Annotated in this window: 15 protein-coding genes and 1 pseudogene; 15 read left to right on the top strand and 1 reads right to left on the bottom strand. The window is 66.4% G+C overall.

The genetic code is table 11. The annotated features are described in order from the left end of the window. Nucleotides 1-21: 21 nt before the first annotated feature. The 8 genes from CLG85_RS01160 (at nucleotide 22) to wrbA (ending at nucleotide 8448) form a co-directional block, all read left to right on the top strand. Nucleotides 22-948, top strand: coding sequence for a carbohydrate ABC transporter permease (locus tag CLG85_RS01160; RefSeq protein ID WP_095880717.1), 927 nt, complete (start codon nucleotides 22-24; stop codon nucleotides 946-948). Then, a complete protein-coding gene (locus CLG85_RS01155) occupies nucleotides 945-1775 on the top strand; it encodes a carbohydrate ABC transporter permease (RefSeq protein WP_095880718.1) in 831 nt (276 codons plus the stop codon). Before CLG85_RS01160 ends, CLG85_RS01155 begins: the two co-directional genes overlap by 4 nt. Nucleotides 1776-1780: 5 nt before the next feature. Then, nucleotides 1781-3439, top strand: coding sequence for a glycoside hydrolase family 43 protein (locus tag CLG85_RS01150; protein WP_095880719.1), 1659 nt, complete (start codon nucleotides 1781-1783; stop codon nucleotides 3437-3439). A 21-nt stretch (nucleotides 3440-3460) separates the two neighbouring features. After that, nucleotides 3461-4471 carry an ABC transporter ATP-binding protein gene (locus tag CLG85_RS01145; protein WP_260348283.1) on the top strand — a complete coding sequence of 337 codons (1011 nt, stop codon included), beginning with the start codon at nucleotides 3461-3463 and terminating at the stop codon, nucleotides 4469-4471. Beyond that, nucleotides 4468-5577, top strand: coding sequence for a Gfo/Idh/MocA family protein (locus CLG85_RS01140; protein ID WP_260348276.1), 1110 nt, complete (start codon nucleotides 4468-4470; stop codon nucleotides 5575-5577). Before CLG85_RS01145 ends, CLG85_RS01140 begins: the two co-directional genes overlap by 4 nt. Continuing rightward, on the top strand, nucleotides 5574-6218 hold the full coding sequence (locus CLG85_RS01135; RefSeq protein WP_095883738.1) for a ThuA domain-containing protein: 645 nt from the start codon (nucleotides 5574-5576) through the stop codon (nucleotides 6216-6218). Before CLG85_RS01140 ends, CLG85_RS01135 begins: the two co-directional genes overlap by 4 nt. A 96-nt stretch (nucleotides 6219-6314) precedes the next feature. Continuing rightward, nucleotides 6315-7610 carry a xylose isomerase gene (gene xylA / locus CLG85_RS01130; RefSeq protein WP_260348274.1) on the top strand — a complete coding sequence of 432 codons (1296 nt, stop codon included), beginning with the start codon at nucleotides 6315-6317 and terminating at the stop codon, nucleotides 7608-7610. A gap of 244 nt (nucleotides 7611-7854) precedes the next feature. Continuing rightward, the gene (wrbA, locus tag CLG85_RS01125; RefSeq protein ID WP_095882383.1) at nucleotides 7855-8448 is read left to right on the top strand and encodes an NAD(P)H:quinone oxidoreductase type IV; all 594 of its coding nucleotides are present in this window, start codon (nucleotides 7855-7857) and stop codon (nucleotides 8446-8448) included. 276 nt (nucleotides 8449-8724) lie between these two features. On the opposite strand, the gene CLG85_RS01120 is transcribed toward wrbA, so the two are convergent. Next, nucleotides 8725-9420: a GntR family transcriptional regulator gene (locus tag CLG85_RS01120; RefSeq protein ID WP_176476595.1), complete on the bottom strand. Its 696-nt coding sequence runs from the start codon at nucleotides 9418-9420 to the stop codon at nucleotides 8725-8727. Between the two features lie 344 nt (nucleotides 9421-9764). Between CLG85_RS01120 and CLG85_RS01115 the strand changes: the two genes are divergently transcribed. The 7 genes and pseudogenes from CLG85_RS01115 (at nucleotide 9765) to CLG85_RS01090 (ending at nucleotide 15601) form a co-directional block, all read left to right on the top strand. Beyond that, a complete protein-coding gene (locus CLG85_RS01115) occupies nucleotides 9765-10997 on the top strand; it encodes a branched-chain amino acid ABC transporter substrate-binding protein (protein ID WP_217989753.1) in 1233 nt (410 codons plus the stop codon). Nucleotides 10998-11071: 74 nt separating this feature from the next. Then, entirely contained in the window at nucleotides 11072-12013 is a 942-nt protein-coding gene (locus tag CLG85_RS01110) for a branched-chain amino acid ABC transporter permease (RefSeq protein WP_095882386.1), read from the top strand. Between the two features lies 1 nt (nucleotide 12014). Next, nucleotides 12015-13301, top strand: coding sequence for a branched-chain amino acid ABC transporter permease (locus CLG85_RS01105; RefSeq protein ID WP_095882387.1), 1287 nt, complete (start codon nucleotides 12015-12017; stop codon nucleotides 13299-13301). Next, nucleotides 13298-13781: pseudogene (locus tag CLG85_RS27620) on the top strand (ATP-binding cassette domain-containing protein); the annotation flags it as partial. The gene CLG85_RS01105 and the pseudogene CLG85_RS27620, both read left to right, overlap by 4 nt. 9 nt (nucleotides 13782-13790) lie before the next feature. Continuing rightward, nucleotides 13791-14063 carry an ABC transporter ATP-binding protein C-terminal domain-containing protein gene (locus tag CLG85_RS27615; protein ID WP_375796889.1) on the top strand — a complete coding sequence of 91 codons (273 nt, stop codon included), beginning with the start codon at nucleotides 13791-13793 and terminating at the stop codon, nucleotides 14061-14063. Next, nucleotides 14060-14770, top strand: a complete 711-nt coding sequence (locus CLG85_RS01095; RefSeq protein ID WP_095882389.1) for an ABC transporter ATP-binding protein — start codon at nucleotides 14060-14062, stop codon at nucleotides 14768-14770. Before CLG85_RS27615 ends, CLG85_RS01095 begins: the two co-directional genes overlap by 4 nt. A gap of 48 nt (nucleotides 14771-14818) precedes the next feature. Beyond that, a complete protein-coding gene (locus CLG85_RS01090) occupies nucleotides 14819-15601 on the top strand; it encodes an SDR family oxidoreductase (protein ID WP_217989754.1) in 783 nt (260 codons plus the stop codon). The last annotated feature ends 24 nt before the right edge of the window (nucleotides 15602-15625 follow it).

Genomic DNA, 15625 nt, shown 5'->3' with positions numbered 1-15625 from the left:
CCTGACATACCGGAGACTGGCATGGCCACTGCCGCCGCCAGCCGGAGATTGCCGGCGTCCGAACGCCTGCGCCGCAGCCTCGGAAACGGTCGCGTCAGCGCCGTCCTGATCCTGCTGCCTCCTGCGCTGATCCTCTTCACCCTCTTCGTGATCCTGCCGCTCGGCGAGTCCGGATACTACTCGTTCTTCAACTGGAACGGCTACGGCGCGCCAACCGACTTCGTCGGGCTGGAGAATTACCAACGGATCGCGGGTCATTCGATCTTTCACAAGGCGGTCGGCAACACGGTGAAGATCGTCGCGGTCTCGCTGCTGTTCCAGATGCCTCTGGCGCTGGTGCTGGCGCTGCTGATCTTTCGCAAAACGCCGACCAACGCCGTGTTCCGGCTGATCTTCTTCCTGCCCTACATCCTCGCCGAGGTGGCCGCAGGCCTGATCTGGAGCTTCGTGTTCGACGGCAACTACGGCGTAACCGCCTCGATCGCACAGTCGCTCGGCATGGACAGCATTTTCATCCTCGCCGACCGGGACTGGGCCTTCGTCGCGGTGATGACCGTGATCGTCTGGAAGTACTTCGGCTTTCACATGATGATCTACATCGCCGCGCTGCAATCGGTCCCCGAGGATCTCATCGAGGCCGGGCGGATCGAGGGCGCCAAGCGGCTGCAGATCGTGCGCTACGTGCAAATCCCGCACATCAAGCCGGCAATCATCGTCAGCGCCTTCTTCGCCATCATCGGCGCGCTGCAGGTCTTCGACGTCATCATCCCGCTGACCAACGGCGGACCGTCCAACCAGACCCACACGATCGTCACCTACCTTTATACCTTCGGCCTGACACGCCTGAACATTGGTTTCGGCAGCGCCGTCGGGGTGATCCTCTTCGTCGCGGCGATCACCGTTGCGGTCTTCTACCAGCGCTTCTTCATGAAAGGCGACAAGGCATGACCCGCGGCCACCTGCTTCGCAACATCCTCCGCGTCGCCTTCCTGTGCCTGGTGGCGAGCTTCGTGCTCGCGCCGATGGTGGCGACGGTGCTCGGCGGCTTCAAGAGCAACGCCGAGATCCGCACCAACGCCTTCGCCCTGCCGGCAAGCTGGAACTGGGAGTTCTACGGCTCCATCGTCGCCGACCCGGCCTTCTGGCGGTATCTCGGCAACTCGATGCTGATCTCCTCGGTGGCCGTGGTGCTCACGCTGATCGTCGGGGCGGCCGCAGCCTACGTCTTTGCGCAGATCAAGTTCTTCGGCTCGCGGATGCTGTTCTCGTACCTGCTGCTGGGGCTGATGTTCCCCTTCGCGACGGCGATCCTGCCGCTTTTCATCAAGGTGCGCGACGTGGGGCTGCTCGACACATGGTGGGCAGTGATCCTGCCGCAGACCGCCTTTTCGCTGTCGCTGGCGATCCTGCTCTTCCGTACCTTCTTCGAGCAGCTCCCCAAGGAGCTTTTCGAGGCCGCCTATATCGACGGCTGCGGATACGTGCGGTTCTTCTGGCGCTTCACACTGCCACTCTCGGCACCGATCCTGGCGACAGTGGGCGTCTTCGTCTTCGTGCAGAGCTGGAACAACTTCCTCTTGCCGCTGGTCGTGCTGAACTCGCGCGAGGTCTTCACCTGGCCGCTCGGCATGATGCAGTTCCGCGGTGAATACGTCACCGAATGGAACCGCACCCTGGCCTTCGTGACGCTCACTCTGGTGCCAGCCATCGTCTTCTTCCTCGCTGCGCAGAAATACATCGTCGCGGGACTGACCGGCGGCGCCGTCAAAGGATGACTTCAATGACCGAGATCCGGAATCCGATCCTTCCCGGGTTCAACCCCGACCCGTCGATCGTGCGGGTGGGCGACGACTACTACATCGCCACCTCGACCTTCGAGTGGTACCCGGGCGTGCAGATCCACTACTCGCGCGACCTGCGCAACTGGCGACTGGCCAAGCGCCCGCTGGAGCGCGCGTCGCAGCTCGACATGCGCGGCGATCCCGACTCCGGCGGGGTCTGGGCGCCCTGCCTCACCCATGCCGACGGCCTCTTCTGGCTTATCTACACCGACGTGAAGCGCCGCGATGGCGCATGGAAGGACAGCCACAATTACCTCGTCACCGCCCCCTCGGTGGACGGGCCGTGGTCCGACCCGATCTACCTCAATTCGTCGGGCTTCGATCCCTCGCTGTTCCACGACGAGGACGGGCGCAAGTGGCTGCTCAACATGATCTGGGACCACAACCAGACCGGCGGCGACCGGTTCGGCGGGATTGTGTGCCAGGAGTATTCGGTGGACGAGCAGCGCCTCACCGGCCCTGTGCACAACATCTATCGCGGCACCGACCACAAGCTGACCGAAGGCCCGCATCTCTACCGCCGCGACGGCTGGTATTACCTGCTGACCGCCGAGGGCGGCACCGGCTACGACCACGCGGCGACCATGGCCCGCTCGCGCGATCTGCTCGGCCCCTACGAGACCGACCCGGCCAAGCACCTGCTCACGTCGAAGGACGCACCCGACGCCTATTTGCAGCGCGCCGGTCACGCCGACATCGTCGAGACGCAGGACGGCGAACACTACCTCTTACACCTCTGCTCGCGGCCGCTGGACGAGACCCGCGGGATCGAAACCGGCCGCGCAAAGGGCATCCACGCCGACGACGTGCGCCGCTCGCCGCTGGGCCGCGAGACGGCGATCCAGAAGCTGGTCTGGCCCGAGGGAGAGTTTCCCCGCCTCGCCCACGGCGGCTGCGTGCCCGCCGCCTCGGTGGCGGCGCCGGATCTGCCTGAGCACAGGTTCGAGCCCGAGCCCGCCCGGCTGACCTTTGCCCCCGGCGCGCTGCCGCAGCCGTTGCAGTGGCTGCGCAGCCCCGAGCCCGAGCGGCTCTTCTCGCTGTCCGAGCGCCCCGGCGCACTGCGCCTTTTCGGGCGCGAGTCTCCCGGCTCGCAGTTCGACCACGCGCTGGTGGCGCGGCGGCAGACCGACCTTGCCTTCTCTGCCGAGACCGAGATCGACGTCGCCCCGGGCGACTACCAGCAGTTCGCCGGGCTGATCTCGTGGTACGGACGGTTCAAGTTCCACTACCTCGCAGTCACCGCCGACGCGACGGGCAACCGGCTGCTGACGGTCTACAGCTGCGCCGCCGACTGGCCCGACGCGCGGGTGAGCTACCCCATCGCGCCGATTCCCCTGCCCGCCTCTGGCACGGTCAGGCTCGGAATGGACGTCAACGGCGCCAGCCTGCGCTTCCGCTACGCGCTCAGCGAGGGCGCGGAGTGGCACGACCTCGGCATCACGCTCGACCAATCGGCGATCTCGGACGAGGCGGGCAACGGGCCGGGCAACAACTTCACCGGTGCCTTCGTCGGGATGTGCGCGCATGACACCTCTGGGCGCGGCCGCCCCGCCGACTTCCTGCATTTCACCTACGAGCCCAACGAGACCTTGGCATGACGAACGCAAGGAGCCGCACCCATGGCTGAAGTCCGCCTGAGCAACATCACCAAGAAATTCGGGGCGCTGACCGTCATTCCCGACATGTCACTGACGGTGCCCGACGGGTCCTTCACCGTGCTTGTCGGCCCCTCGGGCTGCGGCAAGTCCACGCTGCTGCGCATCATCTCGGGCCTCGAGATGCCGAGCGACGGCGAGGTCATGATCGGCGGCGAGGACGTGACTTTCGCCGAACCGTCGGACCGGGGCATCTCGATGGTGTTCCAGAGCTATGCGCTCTTCCCGCACATGACCGTGGCGCAGAACATCGACTTCGGCCTGCGCCTGGCCAAGACCCCCGCCGCCGAGCGCGAGGCGCGGGTGGCCGAGGCGGCGCGGATCCTCGCGCTCGAGGACTATCTCGACCGCAAGCCGGGGCAGCTTTCGGGTGGCCAGCGCCAGCGCGTCGCCATCGGCCGTTCGATCGTGCGCCAGCCGAAGGTGTTCCTCTTCGACGAGCCGTTGTCGAACCTCGACGCCGCGCTGCGCGGGCAGATGCGGGTGGAGCTGGCGCAGCTGCACCAGTCTCTCGACGCGACGATGATCTATGTCACCCACGACCAGGTCGAGGCGATGACCCTCGCCGACCAGATCGTGGTGATGAACCGTGGCCGGATCGAGCAGGTCGGCGCGCCAATGGAGCTCTACGACCGCCCCATGACCGAGTTCGTCGCCGGCTTCATCGGCTCGCCGAAGATGAACCTGCTGCCGGGCGAGGCCATCGGCCGGCACGACGTGAAGACCGTCGGCATCCGCCCCGAGCACCTGCGCGCCGACCACGAGTCCGGCGACTGGCCCGCGACTGCCAAGGTTGTCGAGACACTGGGCGCCGACACCGTGGTCTATGCCGATGCGGGCGCCCTTGGAGAGATCACCGTGCGCTTGCCGGGCAACATGCGCCTCAATGCCGGGGAGCGGCTCTTCCTGAGCCCCGAGCCGGGCAACCTTCACCTTTTTGACAAGGACGGAAACCGGATGGAGCAGACATCATGACCGCGTTGGGAGTGGGCGTCGTCGGCTGCGGCGTCATCAGCGAGATCTACCTGAGCAACGCCGCGCTGTTTCCGCAGATCGAACTGCGGGCCGTCGCGGATCTCAACCTCGATGCCGCGCGCGCCAAGGCAGAGGCGCATGGCGTGCAGGCGATGACCCCCGCCGAGCTGATGGCGCGGGACGACATCGACATCGTGCTCAATCTCACCATCCCGGCGGCGCATGTCGAGTTGGGGCTGGCGGCGCTGGAAGCGGGCAAGCACGTCTATTCGGAAAAGCCGCTCGCCGGCAGCACCGCGGACGCGCGGCGCCTGGTCGAGGCCGCCGAAGCACGCGGCCTGCGGGTCGGCTGCGCCCCCGACACCTTTCTCGGCGGCGCGCATCAGAGCGGCCGCGCGCTGCTCGACGCCGGGCGGATCGGCACACCCACCGCCGGCACGGCGACGCTGATGCTCGCCGGGCACGAGCGCTGGCACCCCAATCCCGATTTCTACTACGCCGGGCCGGGAGCCGGGCCGCTCTTCGACATGGGCCCCTACTACATCACCGCGATGATCGCCCTTCTGGGGCCGGTGCGCCGGGTCACCGCGCTGGCGGCGCGCGGCCGCGACAGCCGGATCATCGCCACCGGTCCGCGCGCTGGCCAGTCGGTGCCGGTCGAGACCCCGACGCATGTGACCGGCGTCCTCGAATTCGCGGGCGGCGCGCTGGTGCAACTCGTCACCAGTTTCGACGTGAAGGCCCACGGCCACGCGCCGCTCGAGCTATACGGCACCGAGGGCTCGCTGATCATTCCCGATCCGAACCGCTTCGACGGCACGGTGCGGCTCTACGGCGCGGACTGGCAGGACCAGCCCACCACCCACGCCCACGGCGACGGCAATTACCGCGGGCTCGGCCTTGCCGAGATGGCCGCAGCGATCCTGGCCGGCAGGCCGCACCGCGCCAGCGGTGCACTGGCACTGCACGCTCTCGAGGTGATCGAGACGCTGCTGGCCTCAGCCGAGAGCGGGCAGGCCATCGCTCTGCAGACCACTTGCGAGCGCCCGGCGGCGATGCGCCCGGGCGGCGCCATCGGAGACATCAGCGCAGCGGAGGCGGCATGAGCAAGACGGCACTCATCTTCTGGGGCGGCTGGGAGGGGCACGAGCCCGAGGCCTGCTCCGCCATCGTCGAGGACATGCTGCGGGCCGAGGGGTTCGACACAAGGCGCGAGGAGGGAACCGCGGTGCTCGCCGAAGACGGGCTCGGGCACTATGATCTCATCGTGCCGGTCATCACTCAGGTGCAGGTCGGCAAGGACGAGCTGGCGAACCTTGTGGCGGCGGTCGAGGCGGGCACCGGGCTCGGCGGCTTCCACGGCGGTATGGGCGACACCTTCCGCATGGAACCCGCCTATCAGTTCATGGTCGGCGGGCAATGGGTGGCCCACCCGGGCAACATCATCGACTACCGGGTCGAGATCACCCGGCCCGACGATCCGCTGGTCGAAGGCATCGGTGATTTCGACTACCACTCCGAGCAATATTACCTGCACGTCGATCCCGGCATCGAGGTGCTGGCGACCACGACCTTCACCGGCGAGCACGCCCCCTGGGCAAAGGGGACGGTCATGCCGGTGGTCTGGAAGCACAAGTACGGGCGGGCACGGGTGTTCTACTCGGCGCTCGGCCATGTCGCCTCTGAATTCGAGGTGCCCCAGATGAAGGAAATCCTGCGTCGCGGCCTGCTCTGGGCGGCGCGCTGAACCCCGGCGGGCGCCGCCGGCCCTGCCGTGCCGACGCCCCATCCCAACACTTCCTGGCCTCCTCCAATTGGCGCGGGGGCGATGAAAGGACCGCATATGTCTGACTTCTTTGGCGACCTCAAACCGCTGCGTTTCGACCCCGAGGGCGAAGACCTCGGCTTCCGCCATTACAACCCCGACGAAATCGTCATGGGCAAGCGCATGGAGGACCACCTGCGCTTCGCTGTCGCCTATTGGCACAGCTTCGCCTTCGAGGGCGGCGATCCCTTCGGCGGGCGCACGTTCGATCGGCCGTGGTTCGGCGAGGACATGGACGCCGCGCGCCGCAAGGCCGACGTCGCCTTCGAGATGTTCGACCTGCTGAACGTGCCCTTTTTCTGCTTCCACGATGCCGACATCCGCCCCGAAGGCGCGAACTTCTCCGAGAGCCTGCGCAACTTCGAGGAAATCGTCGACATCTTCGAGCGGAAGATGGAGACCTCGAAGACCCGGCTGCTGTGGGGCACGGCGAACCTGTTCAGCAACCGCCGCTTCATGGCCGGGGCGGCCACCAACCCCGACCCCGACGTCTTCGCTTGGTCAGCCGCCACGGTGAAGGCCTGCCTCGACGCCACGCACCGGCTGAAGGGCGCGAACTACGTGCTTTGGGGCGGGCGCGAGGGCTACGAGACGCTGCTCAACACCGACATGGGCCGCGAGCGCGAACACGCCGGGCGCTTCCTGTGCATGGTGGTCGATCACGCCAGAAAGATCGGTTTTGACGGCACCATCCTGATCGAACCGAAGCCGCAGGAGCCAACGAAGCACCAGTACGACTATGACGTGGCGACGATCTACGGCTTCCTCAAGGACTTCGGGCTGGAGAAGGAAGTGAAGCTCAATATCGAACAGGGCCATGCCATTCTCGCCGGGCACAGCTTCGAACACGAGTTGGCCTTGGCGCGCGAGCTGGGCGTGCTGGGCTCGATCGACATGAATCGCAACGACTACCAGTCCGGCTGGGACACAGACCAGTTCCCCAACAACGTGCCCGAGACCGCGCTTGCCTACTACGAGATCCTGCGCGATGGCGGCTTCACCACCGGCGGCACGAACTTCGATGCCCGCCTGCGCCGGCAATCGCTGGACCCCGAGGACCTGATCTCCAGCCACGCCGGGGCAATGGACATCTGCGCGCGCGGCTTCAAGGCAGCGGCCCGGATGCTCGAGGACGACGCCCTCGAGGCGCCGCGCCGCGAGCGCTACGCCGGCTGGGACACGCCCGAGGCACAGGCGATGCTCCTCAGCGACCTGGACAGTATCTCGGAGCGGGTGATCTCGGAGGGCATCGACCCGCAACCGCGCTCCGGCCGGCAGGAAGTCCTGGAGAACATCGTCAACCGCTACGTCTGAGGCGGGCGACCTGATGTGAGCAAGACACCGCGCCACGGCGCGCCCGGAAATCGCGCGCGCCTAAGCTCCATCGGCGACCCTAAGGGGCAACACGCCGTCGAACAGGTTTCGTCCAAGACTTGGACCGGATTCACTCTACCTAGTGTTCGCGGGACGGGCCCGATCGGAATTTCCGGTCAAAACGGCGGCAAGACGTTCCACGCTGCCTTCCGGCATTCCTGGACCGCAAAATGAAGGAGAGACCATGGCACAACCAAAAATCGCAGTAATCTTCTACTCGACCTACGGAACCAATCACCAAGTCGCTCTGGTGGCCGCCGAAGCCGCGAAGGAGGCAGGCGCCGAAGTTCGGCTGCTCAGAGTCCGCGAGACCGCACCCGAAGAGGTTGTAAACGGCCAGGAGGCCTGGAAAGAACAAGCTGAGAAAGTGGCGGATCTTCCCGTGGTCACCCCGGATGACATGGTTTGGGCGGACGGCTACTTTTTCAGCGCGCCGACGCGCTACGGCCAGTCCGCCTCGCAACTGCGAGCTTTCATCGACACACTCGGTGGCGTCTGGTCGGAGGGCAAGCTCGCGGGCAAGACCATCACCGCGACCACAAGCGCGCAGAACCCGCACGGCGGCCAAGAGGCCACCACTTTGGGGCTCTATACGACGGCCATGCACTGGGGCGCCATTATCGTGCCGCCGGGCTACACAAGCGATGTCATCTACGCGTCAGGCGGGAACCCATACGGCTACTCTGCCGATGCGGGAAAGTTCGATGAGGCGGGCAAGGCATCTGTCAGCCATCAGGCGAAGCGTCTGGTCGATGTGACCGCAAAGCTGATTGCATAGCGCAAAATAGCCGAGGCGATGGGCCACTCGCAGCTTACCGACGTAGGGCCTGGTTCAGCACCATGCGCCTTCGAGGAGTGCGCCTGGCCCATCACCGAAACCCAGCCTCGATGAGGCATCGTCTGTAGAGAACAGCGCTGGTGCCAACCTGTTTCGTCAGAAGATTGGACTTGCTGCGGAGCCACCGGCGCAACGGCTGATCCGGTTCTCAGTGACACCGCAGGACCGCTGGCCCGGACCTGCGGTCGCGCCCGGTTTTGAAGGCCACGCTGATGCCTATCTCGCCGGCGCCTCGACGCTCGTCTTGTAGAATTTTCGGATCGCCAAGTGCGAGGAGCGGATGTCGAGATTTACGGCCCACCGCGCCGCAGCGCCATCCCGCTGCGCCACCGCGTCGATGGCGTCGCCGTGGATGCGCACGCCGATCCTGAACAGCCGTTCGAAGAGCGCCTGGTCCCGACGCGCCGAGGCGACAATGGGACCGGTCCGGAGCCAGAGGGTCGAGATGATGTCGAGCAGTTGCGGATAGCCCGCGGCCCCGTAGAGCTCGAAGTGAAACGCCTGATTGCCAGCCAGCGCCGCTTCAAAATCCCCTGCCTCCACCGCCTCGGACATGGCATCGTTGTGACGGCGGAGTTCGCCAATGAGCGCGGGATTTCGCGGCGCGCGCGCGGCGCGCTCTGCCGCATAACCTTCGAGTTGCATGCGGATACGGATGTAATTCTCGTGCTCGGTGGCGAGATAGGGCGCCACGCGCAAGGTGCGCGGTCCCGATTGCTCGATCGCCCGCTCGGCGATCAGCCGTGCCACGGCTTCGCGCACGGGCATGGGGCTGGTTCCAAGAACATCGGCAAGGCCGCGGATCGTGACCTGCTCGCCCGGAAGGAATTCTCCTTTGAGCAACCCCAGCCGAAGGCTCTGGTAGACCCGTTCCTGAATCGTCGTGACATCGACGGGGGCCAGCGTGCGCATGCGCGGCTTCGTGGGATCGAGACTGTTCACGTGCTCTGGGCCTCGCTTGGCTGGGTCGCAGGAGATCCCGCGCCTGCCACGGGAACAGCGCGCGTTCCGTCTTGGCGCCGCGGTATGGGCCTTTAGCAGCCAATTTCGCGCCATTCTACGACCAACTCACAAGATAAGGCAACGGGGTACAGGCGCGCGCCGCCGATTAACGGATATGAGATCACATATCTTATATCTTTACTGTTTGGAAATTCTATGCCTAGGATGCCCCGTGCCAGAGGAGAGCGCAGCACGACCCGATCGCAGGGGCCCGGCGCGCCGGCATGCAGAGAACACCTGGGAGGAGAACCAGCTTGAAACGTCTTGCCTTGCTCGCGGCCACGTCCGCATTGACCCTTGGCGCATCCGCGCTTCATGCCGAACCGTTGAAGATCGGCATCATCGAAAGCCTGTCGGGCGCCCAGACATCGACCGGCCGGCTCTATGCCAACGCGGTCTCCTACGCCGTCGCACGCATCAACGAGGACGGTGGCTTCAACGGCGAGCCGGTCGAGGTGATCGAGTATGACAACGCCGGTGGCGCGCCGGACGCCGCAACCAAGTTCCGCCAAGCGGTGGCCGATGGTGTCGACGTCATCTTCCAGGGAGCCTCGTCGGCAATCGCGGGCCAGCTCACCGAGGACGTGCGCAAGCACAACCTGCGTAACCCCGGTAAGGAGGTGATGTTCATCAACCTCGGCGGCGAGGCGATGGAGCTGACCGGCGACAAGTGCCAGTTCTACCACTTCCGCTTCACCACCACCGCGCCGATGCGGGTCAACGCGCTGGTCAGCGCGATGAAGGAAGCCGGCGATCTGGGCACCAAGGTCTACTCGATCAACCAGAACTACTCCTGGGGCCAGGACATGCAGGCCGCCGTCGAGACGGCCGCGGCCGGCGGCGATTTCGAGATCGTCGACGAGGTGCTGCACGACGTGAACAAGATCCAGGACTTCGCGCCCTTCGTCGCACGCCTGAAATCCGCCGCGCCCGACACCGTCTTCACCGGCAATTGGTCGAACGACCTGCTGCTTCTGATGAAGGCATCGGGGGACGCAGGGCTCGACGTGACCTTCGCCACAGCCTACCTCGACCAGCCGGGCAACATCGCCAACGCCGGCGAGACCGCGCTCGGCCACTACATCGCCAACAACTACGACAACGCCGCCACCGACGGCGAATTCGCCGAAGCCTACAAGGGCTCGACCGGCCACTACCCGACCTTCGTCGAGGGCCACACCGTCTTTGCCGTCGGCGCGTTGCAGCAGGCGCTCGGCACGCTCGATTTCGGCGGCGGCGACATCGACGTGACCAAGATCGCCCTCGCACTCGAGGACACCACCTACGAAACCCCGGTCGGCCCGATCTCGGTGCGCAAGGAAGATCACCAGACCATCCGGCCCGTGGTCGTCTCCAAGGTGGTGAAGAACGCGGAATACCCTGCGGACGACACCGACATGGGCTTCGAGACCGTCGAGGTCGTGTCGGGCGAAACGGCGATCTACCCGGTGCAGGACAGCTGCAAGATGGTGCGCCCGGGCGAGTGAGCCCCGCATCCTGAGAGAACCGGCCGGCGACCCTCGCCGGCCGGCCCCGACCCTCAGCCCCAATCGGAAGTGCAATGGAATTTGCGATCATCTCCACGCTGAACGGCGTGACCTACGGCCTGTTGCTGTTCATGGTCTCGGCCGGCCTCACGCTCATCTTCGGCATGATGGGCGTGCTGAACTTCGCGCACGCCTCCTTTTACATGCTGGGTGCCTACGTCGCCTACGCGGTCTCCTCGATCTTCGGCTTCTGGACCGGGCTGCTCGTGGCCCCCATCGTCGTCGGCCTCGTCGGCATGGCGGTCGAGCGGTTCCTGCTGCCGCGGGTTCACGCCCACGGACACGCGCACGAGCTCCTGCTGACCTTCGGCCTCGCGCTCATCATCGAGGAGTTGATCAAGCTGTTCTTCGGCGACTTCCCGGTGAACTACCAGATGCCCGGCGAGCTGCGCTTCTCGGCCTTCCACATCTTCGGAACCGACTACCCGTTCTACCGCCTTTTCATCGGCGGAATCGCCGTGGTGATGTTCTCGGCACTGTGGCTGCTGCTAACCCGGACCCGCACCGGCATCGTGGTGCGCGCCGCCGAGCGCCTACCCGCGATGGCCGAGGCGCTGGGGCACAATATCCCGCTGGTCTTCATGTTCGTCTTCGGCACCGGCGCGGCGCTGGCCGGGCTCGCCGGGGCGGTGGCCGGGGCCTTCTACCCGACCAACCCGAACATGGGGCTGGAATTGGGGGTGATCGTCTTCGTGGTGGTCGTCGTCGGCGGGCTCGGCTCGCTCAAGGGCTCGCTCGTCGCCTCGCTGATGATCGGCCTCTTCTCGTCCTTCGCGGTGGGGCTCGACTGGTCGCTGGCCAACCTGCTGGGGCTCTTCGGCCTCGGGGACTGGGCGCGTTCGGTCGGCGGGCTGCTGACGCTCGAGCTCTCCTCGGTCAGCGCCACCATTCCCTTCGCCCTGATGCTGATCATCCTGCTTGTCCGCCCCGCGGGCCTCATGGGGGAGCGCAACTGACATGCCCAACCTTCGCACACTCCTGATCCTCGCCGTTCTGCTCGTGCTGCTCATCGCCGTACCGCCCTTCCTGGGCCTCGGCTGGCAGAACGCATTGGTGAACGTGCTCATCGCGAGCCTCTTCGCGCTCGCCTTCAACCTTCTCATCGGACAGGCGGGGCTGCTGTCCTTCGGCCATGCCGCCTACTTCGGGGTCGGCGCATTTGCCGCGCTGCACCTGATGCTCGCGGTCGAGGACGGCCTACCCTTCCCGACGCCGCTGCTGCCGCTCGCGGGCGCTGCCGCCGGGCTACTGGTCGGCCTCGTCGCGGGCTATTTCGCCACCATGCGCTCGGGCGTCTACTTCGCGCTGGTGACGCTGGCCATCGCCGAGCTCTTCCATTCGCTGGCACCGCGCCTCGAGGGTCTCTTCGGCGGCGAGTCCGGTGTCTCGTCGATGCGTATGCCCTGGCAGGGCTTCACCTTCGGCTCGATGATCGAGGTCTACTACTTGACGCTGGCCTGGGTGGTGATCTGCGGTCTCGGGCTCTGGGCCTACACCCGCACCCCCTTTGGCCGGCTGACGCTGGCGCTGCGTGACAACGAACAGCGCGTGCGTTTCCTCGGCTACAACGCCCATGCCTCGAAGGTGATCATCTTCGCCGTCTCTGCCATGTTCACCGGCGTCGCGGGGGCGCTGCAAGCGATTTCCAACGAGACCGCGAACTACTCGCTCTTCGGCAGCATCGTGTCCTCGCAGGTGGTGCTCCAGACCTTCGTCGGCGGCGCCACGGTGTTCTTCGGCCCGGTGATCGGGGCGACGGCCTTTGCGCTCTTCTCCTTCCTCGTCTCCGACCTCACCCGGTCCTGGCTGCTCTACCAGGGCCTGATCTTCGTGCTGATCATGCTCTACGCCCCGAGCGGCATCGGCGGCGTGGTGCATCACCACATCCGCAACCGCCGCCAGCTCGACTGGGCGCGGCTGGCAGGCCCTTACCTCATGGCGCTTGCTGGCGGTTTGCTGATCACCGGGGGCGTGGTCTTCCTGGTCGAGAGCGCCTCGGTGCTCTTCGGCGAGGAATACGCACGGCTGCGCCACGCGGCCGAGGGCGGCCTGCCTGCCTTCGATCTCTTCGGCGCCGAGTGGAGCCCCGTTTCGGTGCTGACCTGGATCATTCCGGCAGCATTGCTGCTGGGGGGCATCGCGGTGCTGATCCGCGCCCGCCGCGAGATCGACACGCTCTGGGCCCGCAAGGACCCATCCGACGACACCTTGGCCGAGACCGCGCCGCTGGGAGGTGAAGCATGACCGCGACCACGACGCAGAGCGCGCTGACGCTCACCGGCGTGACCAAGTCCTTCGGGCCCATCGAGGTGCTCAAGGGCCTGAACCTCGACATCCGCAAGGGCGAACGCCACGCGGTGATCGGCCCGAACGGGGCGGGCAAGTCGACGCTGTTCAACCTGATCTCGGGCATGTTCCCGCCCTCCACGGGAGAGATCGCGCTCGGCGGGCGCAGCATCGGGGGGGCTCTCGCCGCACCTGATCAACCGGGCGGGCCTCGCGCGGTCCTTCCAGATCACCAACATCTTCCACCGCCTCAGCGTGTTCGAGAACCTGCGGATCGGCGTGCTGGCGCGCCACAGGATACGCTTCGACGTCTTTCGCCCGATTTCCCGCATGCGGCGGGTGAACGAGGAGACCGCCGAGATCCTCTCGCGCGTCGGGCTCGAGGCGCGGTCTCGCGATCTGGCCGGGGACCTGACCTATTCCGAGCAGCGCGCGCTGGAAATCGGCATGACCCTGACCACCGGCGCCGACATCATCCTGCTCGACGAGCCCACCGCGGGCATGTCGCGCGAAGAGACGGCGCAGGCGGTCGAGCTGATCCGCGCCGTGACCGAAGGCAAGACCCTGCTGATGGTCGAGCACGACATGAGCGTCGTCTTCAGCCTCTGCGACCGGGTCTCGGTTCTGGTCTATGGCAGCATCCTCGCGACCGACACGCCCGCGCGCATCAGCGCCAACCGCGAGGTGCAGGAAGCCTATCTGGGTGAGGAGGCCGCATGAGCTTGCTTCAGGTGAAAGGGCTGCACGCCCATTACGGTAAGAGCCACATCCTGCACGGCATCGACATGGAAGTGCCCGAGGCGGCCATCGTCTCGCTGCTCGGGCGCAACGGCTCGGGGCGCTCGACGCTGCTCAAGGCGATGATGGGGCTGGTTCCGCCGACCGCGGGCAGCGTCACGCTGGACGGGCGCACGCTGTCCGGACAGCGGCCCTTCGACATCTGCCGGCAGGGGCTTGGCTACGTGCCCGAGGAAAGGCTGGTCTTCCCCAACCTGACGGTCGAGGAGAACCTGGCCATCGGCGTGCAAAAGGGCGCCCCCGGCGCGCACCGCTGGAATATCGAGGAGATGTACGACTACTTCCCGCGCCTGCGCGAGCGCCGCGGCATCCGCGCCGGGTACCTCTCGGGCGGCGAGCAGCAGATGCTGACCATCTGCCGCTCGCTTCTCGGCAACCCGCGGGTACTCTTGATCGACGAGCCGACCGAGGGGCTCGCGCCGCGCATCGTCGACGTGGTGATGGAGGTGATCCTCGACATCGGCCGCCGCGGCGTCGCCGTGGTGCTGGTCGAGCAGAAGCTGACCATCGCGCTCAAGGTCGCGCAGCAGGTCATGGTCATGGGCCATGGAGAGCTGGTTTTCCTCGGCACCCCCGAAGAGCTCGACGCCGCGCCCGACATGCGCCGCAACTGGCTCGAGGTGGCCTGACGGCCGCCTCCCCTCCCCAAGACAAATTCGACTGGACAGACAGTGAGCATGATCGAACGGATGTATCCGAAACCCGGCCTCCGGGTCCTTGTCACCGCCGGCGCGTCGGGCATCGGCGCCGCCATCGCGCGGGGCTTTCTCGACGCCGGGGCGAAGGTGATGATCTGCGACATCGACGAGGCCGCCCTGGCGCACTTCGCCGCGGAACACCCCGCGGCGGTCACCCGCCGCGCCGACGTGTCGAACGAGGGCGAGGTCACCGCGCTGCTTGAGGCGGTCAGGGCGTCGCTCGGCGGGCTCGACGTGCTGGTCAACAACGCCGGAATCGCGGGACCCACGGGCAAGATCGACGAGATCTCGACCGAGGACATCCGCCGTACGCTCGACGTCGACCTGCTCGGGCAGTTCCTCGTTCTGCGCCGCGCGGTGCCGCTGCTGCGCGCGAGCGGCGACGGCGCGGTCCTCAACATCGCCTCTGTCGCCGGCCGTCTCGGATACGCGCTGCGCACGCCCTACGCCGCGGCGAAATGGGGCATCGTCGGCCTGACCCAGAGCCTTGCCAAGGAGATGGGCCCCGAGGGCATCCGGGTGAACGCGATCCTGCCCGGCGTGGTACGCGGCGCGCGCATCGAGCAGGTGATCTCCGACCGTGCCACCGCCGAAGGCATCCCCTACGCGCAGATGGAAGAGCAGTACCTCGCCAATGTCTCGCTTCGCCGCATGGTCGAGCCCGAGGACATCGCCGGCATGGCGCTGTTCCTTTGCTCGCCGGCCGGGGCGAACGTCTCGGGGCAGGCGATCAGCGTCTGCGGCAACGTCGAAACCATCTGATCCAGCCAGAAAGGGAGAAGGACC

Source organism: Alloyangia mangrovi (assembly GCF_002300555.2).
GTDB lineage: Bacteria > Pseudomonadota > Alphaproteobacteria > Rhodobacterales > Rhodobacteraceae > Salipiger > Salipiger mangrovi.
Note: the sequence above shows the minus strand (reverse complement) of the source record. Positions and strands in the feature narration are given on the sequence as shown.